The following is a 23,871-nucleotide window of genomic DNA, read 5'->3' on the forward strand; positions in this document are numbered from 1 at the left end:
CAGTAAATCATTTGTCCCCACATCGACATCGACTAAATATAAAAAGAATGCAACGACACCAGGAGCCGCAATTCTATTTAAAGCGACAGATAAAGTTTCGGTTTATGCAAACTATATCGAGGGCTTAACCAAAGGTGATGCAGCTCCCCTTACTGCGGCAAACTATCCAACGATATTTGCCCCTTACAAAACGAAGCAAACAGAACTTGGTGTGAAGTTTGATCAAGGTACTTTTGCGCATACTTTGTCACTGTTTGAAATCAAAAAACCAAGTGCTTATACTGATTTAGTGACTAATGTATACACATCTGGGGGAGAGCAACGTAATCGAGGGGTTGAGTGGAGCTTCTTTGGTTCGCCAATTGAAAATGTACGTTTGATGGGTGGTGCATCTTATATCGAACCTGAAGTGACTAAAACAGCAATCCAAAGCAATGAAGGAAATATGGCCTTAGGTGTTCCTAAAACACAAGGGAAATTGGGTGTTGAATGGGATAGCGAAGTTGCACAAGGTGTTTTAACTTTATCTGGTAACGCAACGGCAGTTTCAAAACAGTATATCAATCAAGATAATACATTGCATATTCCTGGTCGCACGTTGATAGATGTCGGTACACGATATAAAACATCAATCTCAAATCATCCTGTTACTTTTAGAGCAGACATCAATAACTTGACCAATAAAGCCTATTGGGGAATGCCTAAACTATCGAATTTGGCTTTAGGCGCACCAAGAACGTATATGCTATCTGTATCATATGACTTTTAATTTGTTGTAATCTTCAAACGAATAAAAAACCCGCAATCGCGGGTTTTTTATGATATTCATATTTTATTTTGGTAAACCATAGTGCTGGAAAGAAGACTGTTTAGGAATTCGATAAGCATTACGTCCCAGTAACTGATTAATAATCACTGAATTTCGTGTTGCACCGATCCCTAGATCAGGTGAGCCAACACCTTGTTGAAAAATCTCAGCATTTTGAATGAAAATTCGCCCTTGTCCTTGATCACAGCGTGAAGCTGTAAAGTCTTCTTGAACAATACAATCTTGTTGTTCATCAACAGCTAAAACAGAACCTTTCATATTTTCAAACCATTCAGGCCAATCATGGACATAGCCTGTCGCTGCAACCAGTGCATCAGTTTCAAAACTACACTGTTGATTCAGTTGTGTATGTAGACAGGTTAGATGAAGAGAACCTGATTCAAGTTGTTCGATTGATTCAACTTCACAGCTTGAATATAAGCTTAGTCCAGATTTCCCCCCGCCGACGGAGCGTTCATAGAGAACATCATAGATTTCCCCGATGGTCGAGAAACTAATCCCTTTATAGATAAGCCCTTGACTGGCTGCTATGTCACGACGTTTTGCTCTAGGTAGGCTTTGGAAATATTGCATATATGCTGGTGTAAAACACTCTTGTCCAAGTTTGGAATACTCCATCGGATGAAAACCTGCTGAGCGTGTCACCCATCGAATAGATGCACCTGCCTCGACCTGTTCTGGAGTCAGTGCATTAAATAGCGCAAGTACACATTCTGCCGCACTTTGGCCAGAACCTATGATTGTGACTTGCTTGCACTGTTTAAGCTGTTCCTGAATTTGTGCAAACTCTGCGGAATGTTTTACCAAAGGGTGTTTACATTTTTCTAGCCATTGAGGAATTCGAGGCTTAGTCCCAATACCAATCGCTAAATCTTGACTGATATATTTTTGTTTTTCGCCTGAGGCTGATTCACTTTCTATAATAAATTTATCGAGCTTTGAGTCATATTCAACATCAGTGACGTTTTCTCCAAATCGACAAGCTGGTAATTGTTTTGAAGCCCAACGACAATAATGATCATATTCACGTCGAGGAATTAAAAAACTGTCGTAATAATAAAACTGATGTAAACGATCATGTTGATGTAAGTAATTAATATAACCTAATGGATGGCAAGGGTTAGCCATGGTGACCAGATCAGCAAAAAAAGGAACCTGTAAGGTGGTACCTTGTAAAAGTAATCCTTCATGCCAACGGAACTCTGGCTTACGCTCCAAAAATATACTTTTTATCTCAGGGTGGTGTGAAAGTAGAGCCGCTAATCCTAAATTGAATGGTCCAATACCAATTCCAGCAATATCTATATTTTTCATGAGTATACTTTATATAATTCCACTAAGTTTAATGTTCAAAATACGGGTGAATGGGATACGAGAAGTTTTTCTACATCTGAAATGTTTCGACAATGAATAAGTTGGGCAGGTGAAAGCTGAATCGCGTAAGTTTCACGAATGCGCTTTGAAATGATCTTTAGATGCTGTGGACGAAGTCCTAAATGAGTGAAATTTATCGAATCATCGGTTATGTCATTTTTAGATTGACCCAATGCCTCTAAATAGATTTGCAATAGTTGATAACGCTGTTTAGTTGTCTTTACCGTACTATTCTGAAGTGATCTATATTGATATTGAGCGACATTGTTCTTGAAATATTGCCTGTTGCTTTGAAGCGCAGTAACAAACTCAGTCAAATCAAATGTAAAAATGTTTGAGTCGATGATTTGGTAGATAGCGGATTGAAGCATATGTAAAAAGTCATCAATCATCTCTGCTGAAAGTGCATCTTCGGCATAATCAATATCGAAGACCAAAGCCCCATCATTTCCTGTGCTAAAACGGATATCGATTGCAACTTGGGGTGTTTGAGTAAGCCCGTCCTGTAGTTGAATAGCATGTGACTCTGGCAGTACTGACCAAGATAAACCATTGGTAATGACGATAGGTAATACAGGGACTTTATCTGTTTTTTCAAATAGGAGTCGAGCGAGATCAACACCAGAAAATGAGAGGTGCTGTAAACCCGCTAATATTTCTGTTTGTAATTGATTGGCTTGTTGAACAAATTGCGTTGTATATTTCCATTCCACAGCAATAAATGTGGAGCTATTTACAAATGGCCCCGTATATAAAGGTAAGGTAGGAATAGCAACACATAATGCCCGATTAGTACTCCAATGAGACAACACTTGTAAAATGACAGACATAATGACTGAGTTTTTAAACAGTGAATGTTTGGCTCCAATTTTAGACAATTTTTTAAATTGATCTTTTGCAATGATTAGCTTTTTACGTTGGTAACGCGATGTTATCAATTGTTGTAATGCGGTCGTCCACGGAAGTTGTGGGATATCAGTCAATTTGGAAAATTTTTCTTCCCAATATCTTAAATCAGATTGCTGTTTAGACGAGTTATGGACTATTTCATGTTCTAGCGTTTGTGTTTCAATATCATATTGTTGACCATCAAATAGTTCTAACATCAGTGTCGCAATAGATCGACCATCTAAAATCAATGCATCAAAGCGAACAAAAATCGTTAATAGATTATTTTCTAATAAAAAGACCGTGATATTCCATGGTGATTGGTTTAAGTCGAAGAGATCATGTGTATATTGATGTTTATAAGATTCTATTTGATCAAAAGCGAGTTCTAGCGATAACGCTCGTAGATCTACTTCTTTTAGATTAACTGTAATTTGGTCACTTAGATATTGAGTTAATTTATTTTTATCAATATGCGTGCGTAGGCTTTCATGTCGCCGTACCATTTCGATTAAACGTTGTCTTAATAAAACAATATCCATGCTGCCATGATATTGACGAAACTCTTGCATAGCGACACCCCCTAGCGGAAGTGTTTGTGTACGACCTAATAAATACGCTTGTTGTAAGGCATTTAGTGGTTTTACCGATGTTATATGTGTTTTTGGGTGCTGTTTTGATGCGGTGATTGGGATATGAAGCTGTTCAGGATCAGCTGCAAGTTTTCTAAGTAAATCACTGAAAGATTCAAATAAACTGCTAATCCATGTTTTGGGTAAGTGATCCAAACGGATATCCCAGTTGACTAAAATACCGCCATTGAGATTGACGACTTGAGCATCAAGTGCAACTTGTGGACCCTGTGAAATGACCCAATTCATTTCACCGAAAACCCGATGTACACGTTCAGAAAGTAAATCACTATCTGCTAAATCGAGTGCTGCTGTAAATACCACTGGCGCAAGTTCAGCACGTCCATGATAACGTGATAAATCACGTAGGATGTTGACACCTGGATAATGCGAGTGTTCGAGTAAATCGAGCATTTGATTTGCTATTTGTTTACACAGTGTTGCTAAACTATCTGCTTGCTCCATGTGAACATCAAGGATTACCAAATTAGCAAAATCACCAATACTCCGCTCGATATTTTTTAAAATAGGCTCACGCCAGAAGGTTGGAATGTTTAATCTAAACGCTTGATCTTGGGTCGCATTGCCAAGCGTATATGCAAATAACCCTAATATTAGACTAGAGATCGTAATGTGCTGTTTTTGTGCTAGTTGTTGTAACGCTTTGCGGATCTCAGGCTGTAACCATGTACTTAAACGATAACTTTTTGCTGTTTCTAATTTTTCATGAGTGATAGGTAGTGATGGCGCAGGAGTCATATTGGGTAAGCGCTGTTTCCACCATAACCGATCACGTTGGTTTAATTTTTTAAGATCGGGATCTGTACGTGTTTGGTGATGCCATTCAAAAAAGTTCGGAGGTGGAACGTATGATATGTCTGAATCTTCATAGAATAACGATAGATCCTCCATCAGCCGACGAAAACTTGATGGATCAATTGCGATCATATCGGTATCAATATGAAAACGAAAATGCTCATTCTTCAATACACTGATAGAAAACCTTGCGGTTTGACCATTACTTAAATCTAGTTTTTGATGTGTCCATTGCTCACGTTTTTGCAACAGCGCTTGCTCAAGTTTATTTTCGCTTAGCATCGAAAAATCTTCGACTTCTAATATCGCATGTGGAGTCTCAGACATAATGTTTGGGATGCCATCGACACTTAAATTTAACCGTAGCAGGTCGTGTTCTTGATAAAGCCTTTGAATGGCTAAATTTAATTTTTGTAGATCGATGATTTGACCATCAAATTCAGCATAAAGATGGGCTGAAACCCCACCTAAATCAGTACTAGTAGACCGCCCAAACCAGCAGGCAGCTTGCATCGAAGTTAATTCACACATTGAACGATAACTCGGTTGACAAATTAATCTTGTTTTAGCATCATACAAACAAATGAAAATGATTACCAGTTGCATTTGATAGTCATTTTTAATTACATGCAGAAAACAGATCGTTTGTTTTGTCTCAATGTATTTCTTTTACTGCGATATAGATTAGAACTATATTTTAGTAATTAAGAAAAATTGAAATGTATACAAAATCAATAGCTTGATAACCATTAAACCAGTTTTGAATATTTAGAATGATATGAAAAATCAGATGATTGAATTTGTTTACTGGTCCAAGGAGAGGGCGCAGCGTTATCGAAACAAAGGTTACTGGATCGACCAACCTTTAACGCGAATTTTGACGGTAGGTGCTAAGTTGCATCCACATTCGCCTGCGGTGATTTGTGGTGAACGACAGTTTAGTTATGCTGAATTGGATCAGCTATCAAGCAATTTGGCTTCGCGATTGGCTGAAAATGGCTTGGGTAAAGGTGATACCGCTTTGGTACAGCTTCCTAATGTGGCTGAATTTTATATTGTCTTTTTTGCATTGCTTAAGGTTGGTGTTGTACCACTAAATGCATTATATAGTCATCGGCAATATGAGTTGAATGCATTTGTTAGGCAAATTCAACCCAAGCTTTTAATTGGTTCACGGCAGCACGAAGTTTTTCGTAATAATCATTTTATTGATGCACTTCATGAGCATTGTTTAGCGCCTGAGATCGTTCTCATGCTTAATCATCACCCGACTGATTTTAGCTTGATTGAATGGATTGAAACCGCAGCGACAAGCGTTGTGGATATTGCGCCTACGGCTGCGGATGAGGTTGCATTTTTTCAACTATCAGGTGGAAGCACAGGAACACCGAAACTGATTCCACGTACACATAATGACTATGATTATAGTGTGAGAGCCAGTGCTGAGATATGTAGTTTAAGCCCAGCTACTCGGTTACTGTGTGCACTGCCTGCACCCCATAATTTTATGTTGAGTTCACCAGGTGCATTGGGTGTTTTACATGCAGGAGGATGTGTTGTGATGGCACCTAATCCTGAACCGTTAAATTGCTTTGCACTGATCCAACAACATCAAGTCAATATGGCATCTTTAGTCCCTAGTGCTGTCATTATGTGGTTGGAAAAAGCACCTCAGTATCAGTCTCAAATCCAATCTTTGGCTTTGCTTCAGGTTGGTGGTGCAAGTTTTCCAGAATCTTTAGCACGTCAAGTGCCTAAGGTTTTGGGCTGTCAATTACAACAAGTTTTCGGAATGGCAGAGGGCTTGGTTAATTACACCCGATTAGATGATACAGATGAACAAGTTTTCACCACGCAAGGACGTCCAATCAGTCCTGATGATGAAATCAAAATTGTTGATGATCAGTATAGGGAAGTTCCAGAGGGAGAGGTTGGCATGCTTGCAACTCGTGGACCTTATACTTTTTGTGGTTATTATCAAAGTCCTGAGCACAATCGGCAGGTGTTCGATCAAGACGGATATTACTACTCAGGTGATCTTGTTCAACGTACTCCTGATGGTAATTTGCGTGTAGTAGGGCGGATTAAAGACCAGATCAATCGCGGTGGTGAAAAGATTGCATCAGAAGAAGTAGAAGAATTGATGCTTTTACATCCCGATGTTGTTCATGCAGCACTGGTCGCAATCAGCGATGAGAAATTTGGTGAAAAGAGCTGTGCATTCATCGTTTCTCGTGCTCCTGAACTCAAAGCTGTCATGCTTAGGCGTCATCTCATGGAGCTGGGTATTGCACAATATAAGCTTCCAGACCAGATTCAATTCATTGAAAGTTTGCCACTTACCGCCGTAGGTAAGGTGGATAAAAAACAACTTCGTACAATTTTAAATACATCTATAACATCTTAAATAAATATTGAGCAGCATATGGCTATTTCAAAAATTTCGACCTATCTCATGCCTCAACCAGAGAGTTATCCAAATAACAAAACAGATTGGCAATTAGATCCTGCTAGAGCGGTTTTATTAATTCATGACATGCAACGTTACTTTTTGAATTTTTATGATGCTGAAAGTGAGTTAATTAAAACAGTGATTGATAATCTGGTTCGATTAAAAAATTGGGCACATCAGCACAATATTCCAGTTGTTTACACCGCACAGCCTTATGAGCAACCCGCTGAAGATCGCGCATTACTGAATGCAATGTGGGGGCCTGGTTTACCAGCCTCTACAATTGATCAGCAGAAAATTATTGATCAACTTTCTCCAGATCAACAAGATATTGTCTTAACCAAGTGGCGTTACAGTGCTTTTAAACGCTCAGACTTGCTTGAACGAATGCAACATTGGAATCGTGATCAGCTCATTATTGGTGGTGTTTATGCGCATATTGGTTGCATGATCACAGCTGTTGAAGCTTTCATGAGTGATATACAGCCATTTTTAGTCGGAGATGGAGTTGCCGACTTTTCAGAAGAAGAACACCGTTTGGCATTGCAATATGTATCTTCACGTTGTGGTCAAGTCATGGATACCGAATCTGTAGTGGGGCAGGTGGCAACAGGCATAACACGACCTTGGTTAGAGCAAAAAGTCCAGCAGCTCATTGAAGAAGATGAATTAGATCCAGAAGAAAATCTGATTCTTTATGGGTTGGACTCATTACGTATTATGCAGTTTTCTTCGGAACTCAAAGCGCAGGGAATCACTATTAGTTTCGAAGAATTAGGACGCACACCCACTTTATCAAATTGGTGGTCACTGGTTGATGCAAGGCAAAGGATTGCGGGATAAATGATTGGATTTATGTGGTACGAGGCAAATCCTAGTCGCTAATTTTATATACAAAATTTACATCTTTGATAGCGACTCCTTAGACGACTTGTAATCGTCATAGCAACGGAGCAAAAAATGATTTTATCGCCTGCTGATCAAGACCGAATAGAAAACTTTTGGACTTATTGTTTGAAGCATCAATATTTTAATATTGGCTATCCTGAGTCTGCAGATTTCGATTATTCCTCATTATTTCGTTTTTTCAAATTCTCTATTAATAATTGTGGTGATTGGAAAGATGACAGTAACTATGCCCTAAATTCCTTTGACTTTGAAAAGGATGTTATGCGCTATTTTGCTGAGTTTTTTCAAATTCCATTTGAAGAAAGCTGGGGATATGTAACCAATGGGGGAACTGAGGGTAATATGTTTGGGTGCTATCTGGCACGTGAATTATTCCCAGACGCTACATTGTACTATTCAAAAGATACGCATTATTCAGTTTTGAAAATTGCTAAATTATTGCAAATGAAATCTTGTGTGATCGAGTCATTAGATAATGGTGAAATGAATTATGATGATTTGATCAACAAAATCCAAATCTCAAAAGAAAAGCACCCCATTATTTTTGCCAATATTGGAACAACCATGACAGGTGCTATCGATGATATTGAAATGATTCAAACGCGATTAGAGCAAATTGGATTTTTGCGGCAAGATTATTATATTCATGCTGATGCTGCACTCAGTGGCATGATTTTACCTTTTGTTGATCATCCTCAGGCATTTTCTTTTGCTGATGGAGTCGACTCGATTTGTGTGTCTGGTCATAAAATGATTGGTTCACCTATCCCTTGCGGCATCGTCGTGGCAAAACGTCAAAATGTAGGACGTATTGCAGTAGATGTTGACTATATCTCCACTCGTGATCAAACGATTAGTGGTTCGCGTAATGGGCACACGGTTTTACTTATGTGGGCTGCAATCCGAAGCCAAACATTTTTACAGAGACGGCAAAGAGTTCAACATTGCTTGAAAATGGCACAGTATGCAGTTGATCGCTTCCGAGCTGTTGGCATCCCAGCTTGGCGAAATCCCAATTCAATTACTGTGGTTTTCCCATGTCCTTCAGAGCGCGTATGGAAGAAGCATTATCTGGCGACTTCTGGAAATGTAGCTCATTTAATTACCACAGCACACCATCGTGACACTCAACAGATTGATCGCTTAATCGACGACGTCATTTTTGATCTACAAGGTGCATCGAAACGTACTGTTGGTTTTTAAGCGTCTCTACGAATACGGTCTCATCGAATCAATCTTTATTTTGAGCTAGAGCCAATCATCTAATAATGCGTGGATATCACCGCTAGGAAATAACTTATGCAATTAAATATTCTAAAAAAACAGTTATTCAATGACGTTTTAATATCTTTATTATTCAGTATGAAAATAGGACAGCATAAGGATGGGGGCGACGACAAGCTCATTCAGAATGCAGTTATTTTATTCAGTATAAAGCGAGCTGAATATGTGTGATTTAAAGTTATCTCAGGTGATGACAGAGCCATCTTTAGCCCCCGCACTGAAACCTGCATTTCCTAAATTATTGATCGGAACTTTAATTGCTGTGCTTTCAGGTTTAGCGATGCTAACTGCACTATGGGGAATGGTGCAACTCATTGGTAATTTGTCTGCTTATTGGGTCATCTTTTCTGTTACGTTTTGGGGTGTTGGCGCTGTATTCGCAGCACTTTCTTCATGGCTAGTACACGATGCTGAAGCTGGATTTTCAGCCCGTTTACGCCGTCAAGTGGTTCATCATCTTACTCGTTTACCTGCGACGACACTTGCTAAGCAAGGTGATCAAAAATTAAAGCGTTTAGTTTCAGATGATATTGCGACCTTACATCATATGGTGGCGCATTTACCTTCAGAAATTGCGATTTTTGTTGTGATTCCTGTGACTTCAATTGTTTTGCTGTTGCTATTGGTTGGTCCAATGGCACTTTGGGTGTTGTTACCCGGTGCTATAGCTTCCCTGTATTATTTGATCGTCGTACCACATGTCTCCAAACGGGATGGTGCTGCGCGGATGCAAGTCATGCTCGATATTATCGCCGCTGCTGATAATTATGCGCGTGGTATACGGGATAATCGAATCTATGGTCAACAGTCTGGTGCTTTAACCGCCTATACCCAGTCTGCACAACATTTTACTCAGAATATGGTTTCTTGGGTAAGCAAAGTGGCAACACTTGCTGCTGTCGCAACCGCCTTATTACAGGCCGTTGCAACTTTTGCAATTGCTTATCTTGTGGCTTATCAATATGACAGCATGACATTGGCTGCAACACTTTTTTTTAGTCTAGCGATCGTGACACCTTCGTTGCGCTTAGGGCATGGACTGGATTATGTGGCTGCTGGACGAGCAGCGGCTACTCGTTTAGCTCTATTTTTAAAAGAACCAACGCTCCCATCGGGACATATACAACAGCTTGAAGGCTATGCCCCTCTTGAAATTGTAGAGGCAAGCTTCGTTATTGATGGTCAATCAGTGTTTGATCAAATGAGTTATTCATTTCCACCTCAATCAATCACGGCAATTACAGGACCTAGTGGTGTTGGAAAAACAACACTTCTTAGAGCACTTACTGGTTTAGCGGTATTAGAAAAAGGTGTTGTCCGAATTGCAGAAACGGATTTATCTGAATTACATGAAACGTTGCGACATCAAAAGATTTTATTTATCCCTCAAGGTGGCGATGTATTAGCAACAACAGTCAGACAAAATTTGGTCTTATCTGTAGTTGATGCAACTGATGAACAGCTTGAGCAGGCGTTGTTCAAGGCTCAATTAAAAGTAGATTTGGATGCAGATGCAAGTTTGCTTTCAGGTGGTGAGAAACAGCGCGTCGGCATTGCTCGTGCATTTTTATCATCAGCGTCGGTTATTTTATTAGATGAACCAACAAGTGCACTGGATGATGCCAATACTGAGAGGTTAATGCTTGAATTAAATGATCTCGCTAAAAACCAAAATAAAACGATTGTCATTGTCACACATGATTTAGCTTTGGCTGCTGGTGTAGACAGTAGGTTAGTGCTCGATGCAATCAATGATGCAGGGAGAACTCTATGAATACTGTAGCTAAATTAAACCATGAGCAGATTTTTTCAAAGCTCCCACCTGCTGCCAGACATAAATTAATTGCTGTTGGAATGGGATGGGTTTTTGTTGCAGCAATTGAAGCAATTGCTTATACCGTACTTGCATTTGCTATGGTGTATCACTGGTCTCCTATAGGCGTTGTGATCAGTGCAATTGTCGCTATTTTGGTGACAGTGATGGTTACTCGTACAGGTTTTCTTACTGGTGTTCGTTTGGCTGGAGATTTATTTGAAGAATTGGGTCGATCTTTAGCTCGTGCCAAACTTTCTTGGTTTAGCAATGAACAGCGAACTCAAGTTGCGGCGATGGCAGGTCAGGGAATACCTGGATTTATGAGCGTTCCTGCACATCAACTGCAAACATTTTTACATGCGCCATTTATGCCGTTGTTCTTATTGGTTGGAATCGCATTACTTGCGGGGTTACGAACTGCACTGGTTGCTTTGGTTTTGGTTTTGCTCTCGTTATTGGCACAATTCCTTGCGCAACGTTCACTGATGCGTACCGATGAAAAACGTAATCGTGTTGATCTAGCTGCTTCGCAAGCAACTTTAGAGTTGGTGGATCATATTGAGTTATTGCGAACAGCAGCAGGTCCAGTCGGTGCGGTTCAACGAATTGAGCATCGTTGGCAAGAACAAGAAGAGACATTATTTCGTATTAATCGTGCTGCAGCATTTGCAAATTTTGTTGCAACCTTTGCAAGTGTTTTACCTATTGCTGGGATGGCAATCTTTCTCGTACTAACAGGTAGTCATAATGCTGCGCTAGTGCTGGCACTGCTGGTATTGATCGGACGTGCGTCAGCCCCTTTAGCTGAACTCGCCGTGGCAGGTTTGCATATCAACGATTTGCTTTCGTCCTTACGAAACTTTAATCAGATCACACATCCACCAGAGTTAGCTAAGCCATTGCAAGCTCAAACTCCTGTTGGTTTTGATATTTCGATAAAAAGCATCAGTTATGCGCCTGCACTTAAACATATTACTTTTGATATTCCATTCGGTAGTAGAGTATGGGTAACAGGACCAAGTGGGAGTGGTAAAAGTTCATTATTAGAATTGTTGATGCGGTTCGATGATCCACAAAAAGGAAAAATTACTTTTGGTGGAATATCTTTAGATCAAATGAATGATGAAGATTTGGTCGCAAACATTGCTTATGTCACTCAAGAGCCGATTCTATTCACGGGAAGCCTCGCGGAAAATATCAGGTTGGGAAAACCTGGCGCCAGCCTAGAAGAAGTAGAAACTGTCGCTAGAAGGGTGGAATTGGGCACGGTTATTGACCGTAGTTCAGAAGGGATCAATCAATCAGTCGGACAACACGGTGCAGCATTGTCAGGAGGAGAGCGTCAACGTGTTGCGATTGCCCGTGCATTACTCAAAGATGCGCCAATTTTAATACTAGATGAAGCGACCTCTGCTTTAGATGAAACGACTGAGCAAGCAATTGTTGCCGAAATCTGTGGTCTGTCTTCTACCGTTATTTTCGTTACCCATCGTGATGCAACGATTTGGCAACCAACCGAAACCCTCACTTTAACCGACCTGACTTAATTATTGTTCAGCCCCTGAGTCTTTTGCAACGCTTAGGGGTTGTAGGATCATTAAAATGAATAAAGATCAATATAATATGTTCTGTTTACCGCCAGCAGGGAGTAGTGCGAGTATTTATCATCCATGGAAGAAGCAGATATCTGACAATATTCGTATTATTCCTATTGAGTATTCGGGTCATGGGCTAAAAATAAATGAACCCTTGCTTGATGATCCTGATCTATTGGCGATGCAAATTGCCAATGAAATACAAGCTTACCCCGAAACCGCGTTTATTTTATTTGGACATAGTGTGGGAGGTGGTTTGATCTGGAAAGTACTCAATTATCTGAATGAAAAACCAGTGATTGATCAGTTGAAATTGATTGCAATTAGTAGTCGTCCAGAACATAGTTATATCCAACATATGCGTTATAAACATGCGTTGACGGATAAAGAAATTATAAATGAATTAAAGAGATATAATAATTTCCCCGATGAAATCCTAAATAATATTGAGGCATTGACTTTTTTCCTCAGAATTATTCGTAATGATTTTTATCTAAGTAGTCAATTGTTGGGTGAAAAACTGAGTAAAACAAAAGTTCCTGTCATCGCATTTTATGGTAAAGATGATCCTGATATTCCAAACAAAATAATGATGGATGCATGGCAGCAACACACAGACAATTGGTTAGGTAGTGTTGAGTTGGACGGAGATCATTTTTATTTCTTAGATCCCGAGACACGAATAAAAATGCTTAAAAAAATTTCACAAACAGTAGAAAAACTGACGTTGAATGTTGCTTGATATGCGCGCCATTTCTGAGACAACAGATTGGAATACACAGTCCATACAATCCTTGGATCATTTCAATATCCAACATGAAAAAATAACGCGCTGCGGATTAGAAATTCATAATATTCAAGTTGAACAATTAACAACGCTAGCTCAGCTTGATGACCTCTATCAGCATTTTAATATCTTTTTTCCTCCTAATATAAAGAATGCAGGGTTAATTCGACAGTTAGAGTTTTTTACGGGACGTCTGGCTGCGAAATGTGCCTTGCATGATCTGAATTTGCAGGATTGTGTCATTCATCAAGGTCACCAAGGTGAACCAATATGGCCTGACGCTGTTATTGGAAGTATTAGTCATGTCAGTACTCAGCGTTTATGTTGTGCTATTGCATATGCTCAAAATCATAATTGTGCTGATAAGACGTTTGGTATCGACATAGAATCGAAAAAGTGCCAAAGTTTTTTTCAACAGAATGATGAAATTTACCATGTTTTTCTGAGTAAATATGAGCAAGCAGCTCTTGCAAATATAGGCTTTAAAAAACCTGATTTATATTTGCTGGTATTTTCTGCAAAAGAGAGTGTAATCAAAGCCTTTTATATTAAATATAATCAAGTCATTGATTTTAAATTAATTAGTTTTGATGGGATAGTAGATGATTTTATTTATTTTCGTATTCATCCCGTTTCATCACTGAAGAATATCATCGTAACCAAAGTTCATTTTTTCGATACAGATAACGAGATAATTACAATTTCTTGCATTTAAAACACTACGCATTATTGATAATGATAATCATTTGTATTAATGTGTTTACGCACTTATACATTTCCTATATTTAGAAGAAGCAACACTAAATCCGCTTGAAAAAATCAATGCGAGAGGCAACTTAAACATGATGCAAACTAAAACATCCGCAGAGCAAAACTTAGAACATAACGATCAACATAAATTTTCATGTTTTTCTACGAAAAATTATCATTTAACGGTGAATGACTTTGTTAAGACAATCAATACACCTGCTGCAAATATCACATTGTTTAATGATGAAATTGCCAAGTGTTTTGATGAGATGAAAAGACAGGGTAGTCGCAATCCGATTCTGATCGGTGCAATCCCTTTTGATATTACAAAGAAAAGTAGCCTAAATTTTTACGCTGATTATCAAAAAAAACCACAAAAAACATCGAATTTTCATCCGTTGCGAGATCGTGATCAAGTTGAAGTCATAAATAAATCACTATTAATTCAACGTCAAAAGTTTGAAGGAGCAGTGCAGCTCGCTCTAAATGCTTTTGAGGCAAAAAAAGTTGAAAAAGTAGTTCTTTCTCAAGCTGTTGAGTATGAATTTGATCATCAACAAAAACCTGAAAATTTGTTAAGTGCATTATTAAAACAAAATCCAAATGCCTATAATTTTGTGATTCCCGTAGAGCATAATCATTATATTTTAGGTGCCAGCCCAGAATTACTTTTATCGAAACAGGATCGCATTGTAAGTAGTAACCCTTTGGCAGGATCCAGACCTAAATCCAATATTTCAGAAAAAGATTTGTGCAGTAAACAAGAATTACATCATTCGGAAAAAGATCAGAATGAGCATCGAATTGTGGTCGAAAACATACTTAAAAATCTAGTGAGTTACTGTGTTGAGCTTAAAGTTTCTGAATTTCCCGATATCTTAGAAACCTCAACTATGTTGCATTTATCATCTGAGTTCCAAGGTGTTCTCAAAAGACAAGCACCCAATGCACTCAATCTTGCATTGGAGTTGCATCCGACACCCGCAGTATGCGGTTCACCCACAGATGTGGCTAAGCAATTTATCTTAGATCATGAAGGTTATGATCGGCATTATTACACTGGTTTAGTGGGGTGGATGGATGCAGATGGTAATGGAGAGTGGGTTGTCACTATTCGTTGTGGTTTGCTCAGTGAAAATAAAATGCGCGTCTATGCAGGTGCAGGAATTGTTAAGGGATCTGATGCTGAAGAAGAATGGTTTGAAACCGAAGCAAAAATGCAAACGATGTTAAATATTTTTAATGCGAACAGTGCTGTTTAATGATGAGTTCTGATCAGTACACACTGGATATAAAATTTATAATGAGAATTTGATTGTGAATATGACTGAGAAAAAGATTGCATGGGTGGTTGGAGTAAACCAAGGAATTGGACTGGAAGTCATGCAGCGTTTATATGCTGAAAATATACAGGTGGTCGGTATAGATAAAGCAAAAGATCAAGTCCCTGAGCATTTTAAGGAAATGATACATGTTTGTGATATACGTGATGAACAGCAAATCGCTAAACTCTGTCGTACATTATTATTAGAGAGTCCTCCTGACTATTTTATCCATGTCGCTGGGGTTTTACATTTGGGTGAACATGATGAAATTTCGTTTGCACAATGGAGAGAAACATTTGAGGTCAATCTATTTTCACCATTTCATTTTTTTCGCCATTTAAGTCCATATTTTAAAAAGAAAATGACGGGAAATGTGGTCATCATTTCATCTAATTCAACAAAAGTACCCCGCATGAGTATGTCTGCATACGGTGCATCAAAATCTGCACTCACATATTTCACCAAAACAGTGGCGCTTGAACTGGCTCAGTATGGTGTCCGCGTTAATATTATCTCCCCAGGTTCAACAGCGACGGCTATGCAATATCAATTATGGGAAAATGCTCAGGGTGAACAGAATACAATTCTAGGTAATCTTGCGCAGTTTAAGGTGGGGATACCGTTAAAGAAAATTGCGAAAGTAAGTGATATTGCCAATGCAGTCATGTTTTTCATTGGTGAGCAATCATCCCATATTACGATGCATGATTTAGTTGTTGATGGTGGAGCAACATTGGGCGGTTGATTTTATAGTAGGTTTTCAATTGAATCTCTCAACTATCTTATCGATGGTTGAGAGATTTTTGTTGATGTTGTAGAAAAATGACAACTGATATAACTCTGTATTGTATTAATAAATAAACTTAGAAATTTTATCTGCGCTTTCAAGGACTGCATCTGCAATTTCATTTCTAAAATAATCCTCTTCATACGTACCGAGCGGGCAACTGACAGACAATACGGCTGTAACTTTACCTGTGGATTGTTTAAAAATGGGCACAGCACAGGCGGCCATATCGTGATTGTAATGCCCCCAACTCACCATCGATCGTTGTGTTTTTACAAAGCTGAGGCGTTGAAGCAGTTCTTTAAGATTTTTCGGCGTCAGTTCTGAAAAGGTTTCCCATTGATTAAAACTTTTATAGCGATCACGAATCTCTGTTTCTGCTAAGTCTGCCAATAACATTTGCCCGATGACTGTTGCATGGGCGGGCCAACGTGTACCTAAACCAATATTGCTGCTAAATGTTCCATTCGATTGCACATTATTGATAAAGACAATATGTGTACCTTCCAAAATAGATAAATGTACCGCAAGTTTGGTTTGATCGCGCAGCTCTTTCATTAAAGGGGTGGCTAGATCCAATAAAGATTGTTTGGATAGGCTATTGAAACCGAGTTCCATCACTTTTGAATCTAAAGCATAGGTTTTTTGTGATGCTTTTCTGAGGAAACCACAGGATTCTAAGGTGTAGATCAGACGGAAAGCGCTAGAACGGTTTACGTCTAAAATTTCAGCAATTTCCGTGATGGTCATTTCTTGAGTTTGCTGATTAAAAGCTTGCAAAATTGCCAGACCACGTACCAAGCCGGGTACTAAATAACGGTCATCATTTTTTATTAGATCAGATTCTTGAGAGTCTGTTTCAACACTTGAATTCATCGACTTAATTTTCCTGTAAAAACGCTAATTAGCAAATTTCATTTTCTTAATGTTTCTATTGTAACTGCAAAATTGATGTGGAAGATAGTTTTATATATAAAACCTAATTTCACAAGTAAAACGTAAAATAATGTGTAATAAATATCAAGTATATGAATAATAACAATATATATAGTTTGACAAAAAAATGAGCATAGGGGTATTCTTAATTAAAGTTTGTTATATCAAATTATGTTTTATATACAAAACAAATGAGGATGCAAGGATGAGTTGGATCTCAGTTTGTCAGCAAGACGACATCACCGAAGACGAGCCAAAAGCCATAGAAGTCGACGGTAAAAAAATTGGGGTATTTTTCATCGATGAAAATTACTTCGCTATTGAAAATGTATGCCCACACGCCTACGCCTTATTAACAGAAGGCTTTATTGAAGATCAAACCGTGGAATGCCCATTGCATGAAGCAATTTTTGATATTCAAACAGGTGAATTGAAAAGTGGTCCGGGATGCCGAAATTTGTGTACTTATCCCGTACGTGTTGAAGGGCAGGACGTTCAAATTCAACTATAAGTCATATTTATAAGGATGGAATCTCATGAAAACATTTAATGAGAAGCTCGCGAACTGGATTCATGCCACGCCAGCGACAGAAGCAGGGATTAACAATATTCAAATACCGGGACAGCCAGAGCTTTTGGTTTGGCAAACGCGTTATAAAGAACCAACGGTTTATGAGCAAGACTTTGTTCAGCACTTAATCAGCGCATTTTCATCAGGTGTAACCGAACTTGCAGATTTGATTCAGTCTTTAAACCAACAAGGTTTTCGTTGTGAGTCTGGTGAACTTTGGACTTCTGAATCATTCTCAGAAGAAATGCAACGTTTAGGTTATTGATTCAAGGAAGAATAGTGATGAACGCAGCAGTATTAGCCATGCCAAGTGTCGAAGAGTATTTAGATTTAGGTTTACGTGATCAATGGCATCCAGTGCTTGCAAGTTGGGAAGTTGCAGCAAATCCAGTGGGGATCACTCGTTTAGGTGAAAATATTGTGGTTTGGCGTGATGACCAAGGTCAAGTCCATGCCTTAGAAGATCGTTGCCCGCATCGTGGCGCACGCCTTTCACTCGGTTGGAACTTGGGCAATCGCGTTGCTTGCTGGTATCACGGTGTGGAAGTTCGCCACGATGGTGTGGTTGAAGATGTACCCGCTGTACATGACTGCCCAATGAAAGGCACAAAATGTATAAAAAGCTATCCAGTAATTGAAGCGCACGGTGCGATTTTTATGTGGTTTGGGATCGACCCAAATGAAGAACCTAAAGCACTTGAGTTTCCTGAACAACTAGCAAGCGAAGAATGGAGTTCATTCCTTTGCCAAGCCGATTGGAAAGTCAATCATCAATATGCGATCGATAATGTGATGGACCCAATGCATGGTAGTTATCTGCATTGCACGTCGCACTCAATGGCAGAAGGTGATCGCACCGCGGAAATGAAACATCGTTCTACTGAGCATGGTTTTGTTTTTGAAAAAGAAGGTCAGATTGGTGTCAATTTTGACTGGGTTGAGTATGCCAATACAGGGGCGAGTTGGTTGCGTCTTTCGATCCCTTATCGTAAAGATTTCGGACCGGGTGGTGAGTTTTGGATCGTGGGTTATGCAACACCGATTGATGCCAATAATACCCGTGTGTTCTTCTGGCGTTGTCGTAAAGTCAGTGGCTGGCAGCGCAATGTGTGGCGTTTCCTCTACCGTAATCATTTAGAAAAATTGCATTGGGATGTATTGGAACAAGATCGCATTATTTTAGAGAACCTTGCTCCGAATGCACGTCAACAAGAATTTCTTTATCAACACGATGTCGGTTTATCACGCTTACGCCGTTTGATGAAGAAAGAAGCAGAAAAGCAATTAAAGAAAATTGCAGCGTTGAATAACTCAAACCGTATTGAAATGCAGGAAGAAGCGCATGGTTAATGTCGCATTGTTACAAGGTAAAAAAGTCCTTGTCACTGGTGCGGCAAGAGGCTTGGGGCGAGATTTTGCGCAAGCAATTGCAGAAGCAGGCGCTCACGTGGTCATGGCAGATATCCTAACCGATCTTGTGCAGACAGAAGCAGCCACTTTGCAGGCACAGGGTTTAAACGTAGAAGCTGTCACGATTGACTTGGCGAATGAAGATTCGATTGAACAAGCTGTTCAGCACACCGTTGAATATGTAGGTGGAATAGATGGCCTGGTGAATTGTGCTGCACTTGCAACCAATGTTGGTGGCAAAAGCATGATGGATTATGACGCTGATCTTTGGGATCGGGTGATGAGTATCAATGTCAAAGGCACTTGGTTGGTGACAAAGGCTTGTGTGCCTTATCTCAAAGAGTCTGAGGCTGGAAAAGTCATTAATGTGGCATCGGATACAGCACTCTGGGGCGCCCCAAATCTGATGGCCTATGTGGCAAGTAAAGGTGCTTTATTGGCGATGACTCGTTCAATGGCGAGAGAATTGGGGCAGTTCAATATTTGTATTAATACGCTTTCACCGGGACTAACTTTGGTAGAAGCCACCGAATATGTGCCACAAGAGCGTCATGATTTATACGTCAATGGTCGTGCCATTCAACGACAGCAGTTACCGCAGGATTTAAACGGAACAGCCTTGTATTTATTATCGGATTTGTCCTCGTTTGTGACGGGACAGAATATTCCCGTAAATGGCGGTTTTGTCTTTAATTAAGGAGTTGTCTCATGATTACAGGGATTGAGATTTTAAAGTTTGGCGTTGAGGACAGAGCTGCTTCGAATAAATTTTTGGCAGACTTTGGTTTAACGCAAAGTAGTTCGGATATCGAAGGTGCTGATCTTTATCAAACCCAAAACGGCAGCAAGATTTATTTGTTTGATTGTGATGATACACGTTTACCTCCAGCAATCGAGTCAGGATCAACCTTACGCGAAGTGACATGGGGCGTTGATCAACCTGAAGAAGATTTGTCTGATTTAGCTGTTCGATTGAAAGAGGTCGATGGTTTTCAGACAACAGCAGAAGCCGTGCAATGTACTGATCCCAATGGAATGACCATTCGCTTTCAAAAAAGCTTTACCCATGAAATACCTGCGCTAAGAACAGAAGGGATTAATCAATACGGAACTGTAAATCGTATTAATGCAGCGAGTCCTGTGTATGAAAAAGGGCAGCCTGTTGCTATTGGACATGTGGTGTTCTTCACCCCAGATTTGGAAAAAACCGAAAAGTTCTATATTGAAAAACTGGGTTTCTACTTATCTGATGCATATCGCAATCGTGGTGCATTTTTACGCTGCCGAGGCAAGGGTTATCATCATGATTTGTTCTTGCTTTCAGTACCCAATAAACCCGCAGGTCTAAACCATGTTGCCTTTGTGGTCCGTGATATTCATGAAGTGATTGGTGGTGGATTAAATATGAATCGTTCTGAATGGTCGACTTTTATCGGTCCAGGGCGTCACCCGATTTCTTCAGCTTACTTTTGGTATGTCAACTCGCCATTAGGCGGTGCATTTGAGTATTACACCAATGATGATTATTTGACTGAAGAATGGCAACCACGGGTTGAAGAACATTGTTTAGAACTATTCACTGAATGGGCGATTGAAGGCGGTCTTGATGATCATACCCGTCGTCAAGTCAAACCTGCATAAGACTTAATCGGGCAGGGAGATCAAGCTATGGAAAGAATCGTAATCGTGGGTGCAGGGCAGGCAGCAGGTTGGGCGGTAAGCACGCTACGTCAAAATGGATACTCAGGTGAGATTCATGTGATATCCAATGAAGACCAAGTTTTTTACGAGCGTCCACCACTTTCTAAACAGGTGCTATCAAAAGAAGCCAGTTATGAAAGTTTGCATCTGTTTTCTCCAGAGCAAGTGCAAGAATTTAACATTCAGTGGCATAAGCCTGCTGTGGCGACCCAAGTTGATCGTCAGCAAAAACATGTGGTCTTAGAAAGTGGTCAGATTTTACCTTATGACAAGTTGTTGATCGCAACAGGAAGTCGTGCCCGTATTCCAGTCAATACATGGCAGTTTATTCCGAATGTAGTGACTTTACGTAATGTGCAAGATTGTGAGCGTCTTGCTGAAATCTTACTGCATGCGCAAAAACTAGCGGTAATTGGTGGTGGTTGGATTGGTCTTGAAATTGCAGCAACGGCACGAAAACAAGGCAAAGAGGTCCATATTTTTGAATATGGCGATCGTCTCTGTGCTCGTAGCGTCAGCCCTGATGTATCTGATTTCTTGAAACAGATGCATGAACAACAAGGCACTCAGATTCATTTGAATAGTAAAAATTTGCATTTGATTGAAGCAGGTCATCAGAAAGTTGAAGTGGTGAATCATCCAAATGTAAGTGAATTATTTGATTGTGTGGTGGTTGGCGCTGGTGCAGATATTGCCAAAGAACTGGGTGTCAATGCAGGCTTGGAGGTCAAAGATGGCATCGTGGTGAATTGTTTTGGGCAAACCTCCGATCAAGATATTTATGCCGCAGGCGATGTTGCAACTCATCCAATGCTTGGATATTGCATTCAGTCTTGGGCAAATGCTCAGAATCAAGCGATCGCAGCAGCGAAGTCGATGTTAGGTATGGATACTGAATATGCTGATATTCCTTGGCTTTGGTCCGATCAATATCACTTCAATATTCAAATTTTAGGGACTTATCAGCCTGAAAGAACCAAGCAGATCGTGGTACGTAAAAGTACGGATGATCAATGTAGTTATCTTTATTTAGACGATCAAAATTGCTTAATCAATATGATCGCAATCAATGATTCAAAACTGGTCAAATTGGCTAAACGTTGGATGCAGTCCAATACCATTTTAGACCCAAAATTATTAGCAGACCCTGAATTTAATGTCATGAAATTAAAACCATAAACATTAAATCCGGTTCATGACTCAATCGAAGGAATGAAGTATGAGTAATGAAGTGAAAAGTGGATGGAAGCATTGGGTTCCAGCTTTCGTTCTGATGGTATGTGTTGTTCTCGCTTTTTTCGACAAAATCAGTATTGCGGTTTTGTTTGCGGATCCACATTTCCAAGGTGCAATGGAGATTGCTGAGAACAAAGCCAAACTCGGATGGTTAATGACCAGTTTCTTGCTGGCTTACGGTTTTTCATCTGTATTCCTCAGTTTCCTTGGCGATATTTTTGACCCAAAGAAAATGCTGTTTTGGAGTGTCGCATCTTGGGGTGTGCTTATGTTGTGCATGGGCTTTACCACCAGTTATGCAGGGATGTTGTTCTTACGTATTTTGCTCGGTTTGGCTGAAGGCCCTTTATTCGCTTTGGCTTATACCATTGTGAAACAAACCTATACCGATCGTCAGCAAGCACGTGCTTCGACCATGTTTTTGTTGGGAACACCGATTGGTGCTTTCCTCGGTTTTCCGATCACTGCTGCGGTATTAGCAAAATACGATTGGCATACCACATTCTTTGTGATGGCCGCTCTAACACTTGTTGCTTTGTTTGCGATCATCATTGGTTTACGTGATTTAAAGCTTAAGAAAACCATTGAGCTGCAATCCACCAGCAAGCGCGTCAACTTCAAAGGTCATATTCAGAACACCAAAGTTTTATTACAGAACCGTTCATTTTGGTTGGTCTGTATCTTCAATATCGCATTGATGACGTATTTGTGGGGATTAAACAGTTGGGTGCCTTCTTATTTAATCCAAGACAAAGGTTTCAACCTTAAAGAGTTTGGAATGTATTCAAGCTTGCCATTCATTGCCATGTTGATTGGTGAAATCGTCGGTGCATTCCTTTCTGATAAGACAGGTCGCCGTGCAATCCAAGTTTTTGGTGGTTTATTGGTCGCAGGTATTTTCATGTACGTGATGGTACTGATGACTGATCCAATCTTGGTGATTGCTGCGATGTCTTTCAGTGCGATGGCTTGGGGTTTTGGTGTGGCATCTGTATTCGCTTTGCTCGCTCGTGTAACTACGGCTGACGTCGGTGCAACTGCGGGTGGGATTTTCAATGGAATGGGTAATTTTGCCAGTGCAATTGCACCTGTTCTGATTGGTTACATCGTAATGCAAACACATAGTTTTAATTTAGGAATTACCTTCTTGGCAGCAGTTGCCGTTCTTGGATCGTTCTTCTTGCTTCCTTTATTGAAACGTTATTAATCAAAAGATCTAGGAGTTAAAACATGAATACTCAACAATTTGAATCATGGAAACAGCCTGAAGGCACTAGTTTAGATGATTGGTTAAACACACGTATTGCTCGTTTTGAAACACGTAAATATGACTTTGATGCGTTGAAGTTCCAAGCAGATTATGACCCGAAATATCGTCGTGCTCAAATGCGTTATATGGGAACTGGGGCAACAGGTGTGGTCAATGATGGCAACACCGTACCAGCAGAAAACTTCACTTTTTCAACCATGGTACTACCTGCACAGTGTGAAGGCCCATTGCATATTCATCACGACGTTGAAGAAGTGTTTTTCATGTTGCGTGGCGAGATTGATCTGTTCATTGAGCATAACGGTGAGAAGTTTCAAACCAAGCTGAAAGAGCGTGATCTGATTTCAATTCCACCAGGGATTTATCGTGGTCTGTTTAATCCTGGTCAAGAAGATGCCTTGATGTGTGTGATGTTAGGTGCTGGGAAACCAACCATTCCTAACTATCCACCTGAGCATCCATTGTCTCAAATCAAGCGTTAATCGACTCGATTAACTGTAAAA

General features: G+C 39.8%; 21 protein-coding genes. 18 read left to right on the forward strand and 3 right to left on the reverse strand.

The genetic code is table 11. The features are described 5' to 3' along the window. The coding region (locus J2Y37_RS00005; protein WP_349031396.1) for a TonB-dependent receptor at positions 1–769 on the forward strand (769 nt) is incomplete at its 5' end. A gap of 63 nt (positions 770–832) precedes the next feature. Here J2Y37_RS00005 and basC read toward each other — a convergent pair. After that, entirely contained in the window at positions 833–2,143 is a 1,311-nt protein-coding gene (basC, locus tag J2Y37_RS00010; protein ID WP_241323415.1) for a putative histamine N-monooxygenase, read from the reverse strand. Between the two features lie 35 nt (positions 2,144–2,178). Next, positions 2,179–5,145 (reverse strand): condensation domain-containing protein, encoded by a 2,967-nt coding sequence (locus J2Y37_RS00015; protein ID WP_349031397.1) that lies wholly within the window; start codon positions 5,143–5,145, stop codon positions 2,179–2,181. 172 nt (positions 5,146–5,317) lie between these two features. Here J2Y37_RS00015 and basE point away from each other — a divergent pair, with 172 nt between their 5' ends. The 9 genes from basE (at position 5,318) to dhbA (ending at position 16,202) form a co-directional block, all read left to right on the forward strand. Next, the gene (basE, locus tag J2Y37_RS00020; RefSeq protein ID WP_349031398.1) at positions 5,318–6,946 is read left to right on the forward strand and encodes a (2,3-dihydroxybenzoyl)adenylate synthase BasE; all 1,629 of its coding nucleotides are present in this window, start codon (positions 5,318–5,320) and stop codon (positions 6,944–6,946) included. Positions 6,947–6,964: 18 nt separating this feature from the next. Further along, on the forward strand, positions 6,965–7,834 hold the full coding sequence (locus tag J2Y37_RS00025) for an isochorismatase family protein (protein WP_349031399.1): 870 nt from the start codon (positions 6,965–6,967) through the stop codon (positions 7,832–7,834). 117 nt (positions 7,835–7,951) lie between these two features. Further along, positions 7,952–9,103: a histidine decarboxylase gene (locus tag J2Y37_RS00030; protein WP_349031400.1), complete on the forward strand. Its 1,152-nt coding sequence runs from the start codon at positions 7,952–7,954 to the stop codon at positions 9,101–9,103. Between the two features lie 244 nt (positions 9,104–9,347). Next, complete coding sequence (locus J2Y37_RS00035; protein WP_349031401.1) at positions 9,348–10,958, forward strand: ABC transporter ATP-binding protein; 1,611 nt, start codon at positions 9,348–9,350, stop codon at positions 10,956–10,958. Beyond that, positions 10,955–12,547, forward strand: a complete 1,593-nt coding sequence (locus J2Y37_RS00040; protein ID WP_349031402.1) for an ABC transporter ATP-binding protein — start codon at positions 10,955–10,957, stop codon at positions 12,545–12,547. The genes J2Y37_RS00035 and J2Y37_RS00040 overlap by 4 nt, the downstream gene beginning before the upstream one ends. A 55-nt stretch (positions 12,548–12,602) precedes the next feature. Next, positions 12,603–13,337 (forward strand): alpha/beta fold hydrolase, encoded by a 735-nt coding sequence (locus tag J2Y37_RS00045; protein ID WP_349031403.1) that lies wholly within the window; start codon positions 12,603–12,605, stop codon positions 13,335–13,337. Position 13,338: 1 nt separating this feature from the next. Next, a complete protein-coding gene (locus tag J2Y37_RS00050; protein WP_349031404.1) occupies positions 13,339–14,097 on the forward strand; it encodes a 4'-phosphopantetheinyl transferase superfamily protein in 759 nt (252 codons plus the stop codon). 127 nt (positions 14,098–14,224) lie between these two features. Next, a complete protein-coding gene (locus J2Y37_RS00055; protein WP_349031405.1) occupies positions 14,225–15,394 on the forward strand; it encodes an isochorismate synthase in 1,170 nt (389 codons plus the stop codon). 61 nt (positions 15,395–15,455) lie between these two features. Beyond that, the gene (gene dhbA, locus J2Y37_RS00060) at positions 15,456–16,202 is read left to right on the forward strand and encodes a 2,3-dihydro-2,3-dihydroxybenzoate dehydrogenase (protein ID WP_349031406.1); all 747 of its coding nucleotides are present in this window, start codon (positions 15,456–15,458) and stop codon (positions 16,200–16,202) included. A 105-nt stretch (positions 16,203–16,307) separates the two neighbouring features. Here dhbA and J2Y37_RS00065 read toward each other — a convergent pair whose 3' ends face one another. Then, positions 16,308–17,120: an IclR family transcriptional regulator gene (locus J2Y37_RS00065; RefSeq protein WP_241323405.1), complete on the reverse strand. Its 813-nt coding sequence runs from the start codon at positions 17,118–17,120 to the stop codon at positions 16,308–16,310. 265 nt (positions 17,121–17,385) lie between these two features. On the opposite strand from J2Y37_RS00065, the gene J2Y37_RS00070 reads away from it, so the two are divergent. Genes J2Y37_RS00070 through J2Y37_RS00105 form a run of 8 tightly spaced genes read left to right on the forward strand, consistent with a single transcriptional unit; the run spans position 17,386 to position 23,850 of the window. Continuing rightward, entirely contained in the window at positions 17,386–17,691 is a 306-nt protein-coding gene (locus J2Y37_RS00070; protein ID WP_004671931.1) for a non-heme iron oxygenase ferredoxin subunit, read from the forward strand. Positions 17,692–17,716: 25 nt separating this feature from the next. Continuing rightward, positions 17,717–18,016 carry a recombinase-like helix-turn-helix domain-containing protein gene (locus J2Y37_RS00075; protein ID WP_349031407.1) on the forward strand — a complete coding sequence of 100 codons (300 nt, stop codon included), beginning with the start codon at positions 17,717–17,719 and terminating at the stop codon, positions 18,014–18,016. A gap of 17 nt (positions 18,017–18,033) precedes the next feature. Next, the gene (locus J2Y37_RS00080) at positions 18,034–19,101 is read left to right on the forward strand and encodes an aromatic ring-hydroxylating dioxygenase subunit alpha (RefSeq protein ID WP_349031408.1); all 1,068 of its coding nucleotides are present in this window, start codon (positions 18,034–18,036) and stop codon (positions 19,099–19,101) included. Beyond that, the gene (locus J2Y37_RS00085; protein WP_349031409.1) at positions 19,094–19,858 is read left to right on the forward strand and encodes an SDR family oxidoreductase; all 765 of its coding nucleotides are present in this window, start codon (positions 19,094–19,096) and stop codon (positions 19,856–19,858) included. Before J2Y37_RS00080 ends, J2Y37_RS00085 begins: the two co-directional genes overlap by 8 nt. An 11-nt stretch (positions 19,859–19,869) precedes the next feature. Continuing rightward, the gene (locus J2Y37_RS00090; RefSeq protein WP_349031410.1) at positions 19,870–20,802 is read left to right on the forward strand and encodes a VOC family protein; all 933 of its coding nucleotides are present in this window, start codon (positions 19,870–19,872) and stop codon (positions 20,800–20,802) included. 27 nt (positions 20,803–20,829) lie between these two features. Further along, positions 20,830–22,041 carry an FAD-dependent oxidoreductase gene (locus J2Y37_RS00095; protein ID WP_349031411.1) on the forward strand — a complete coding sequence of 404 codons (1,212 nt, stop codon included), beginning with the start codon at positions 20,830–20,832 and terminating at the stop codon, positions 22,039–22,041. Between the two features lie 40 nt (positions 22,042–22,081). Continuing rightward, positions 22,082–23,305, forward strand: coding sequence for an MFS transporter (locus J2Y37_RS00100; RefSeq protein ID WP_349031412.1), 1,224 nt, complete (start codon positions 22,082–22,084; stop codon positions 23,303–23,305). A gap of 23 nt (positions 23,306–23,328) precedes the next feature. Next, entirely contained in the window at positions 23,329–23,850 is a 522-nt protein-coding gene (locus J2Y37_RS00105) for a cupin domain-containing protein (RefSeq protein ID WP_349031413.1), read from the forward strand. The last annotated feature ends 21 nt before the right edge of the window (positions 23,851–23,871 follow it).

Source organism: Acinetobacter sp. 3657, from assembly GCF_031456775.1.
Lineage (GTDB): Bacteria > Pseudomonadota > Gammaproteobacteria > Pseudomonadales > Moraxellaceae > Acinetobacter.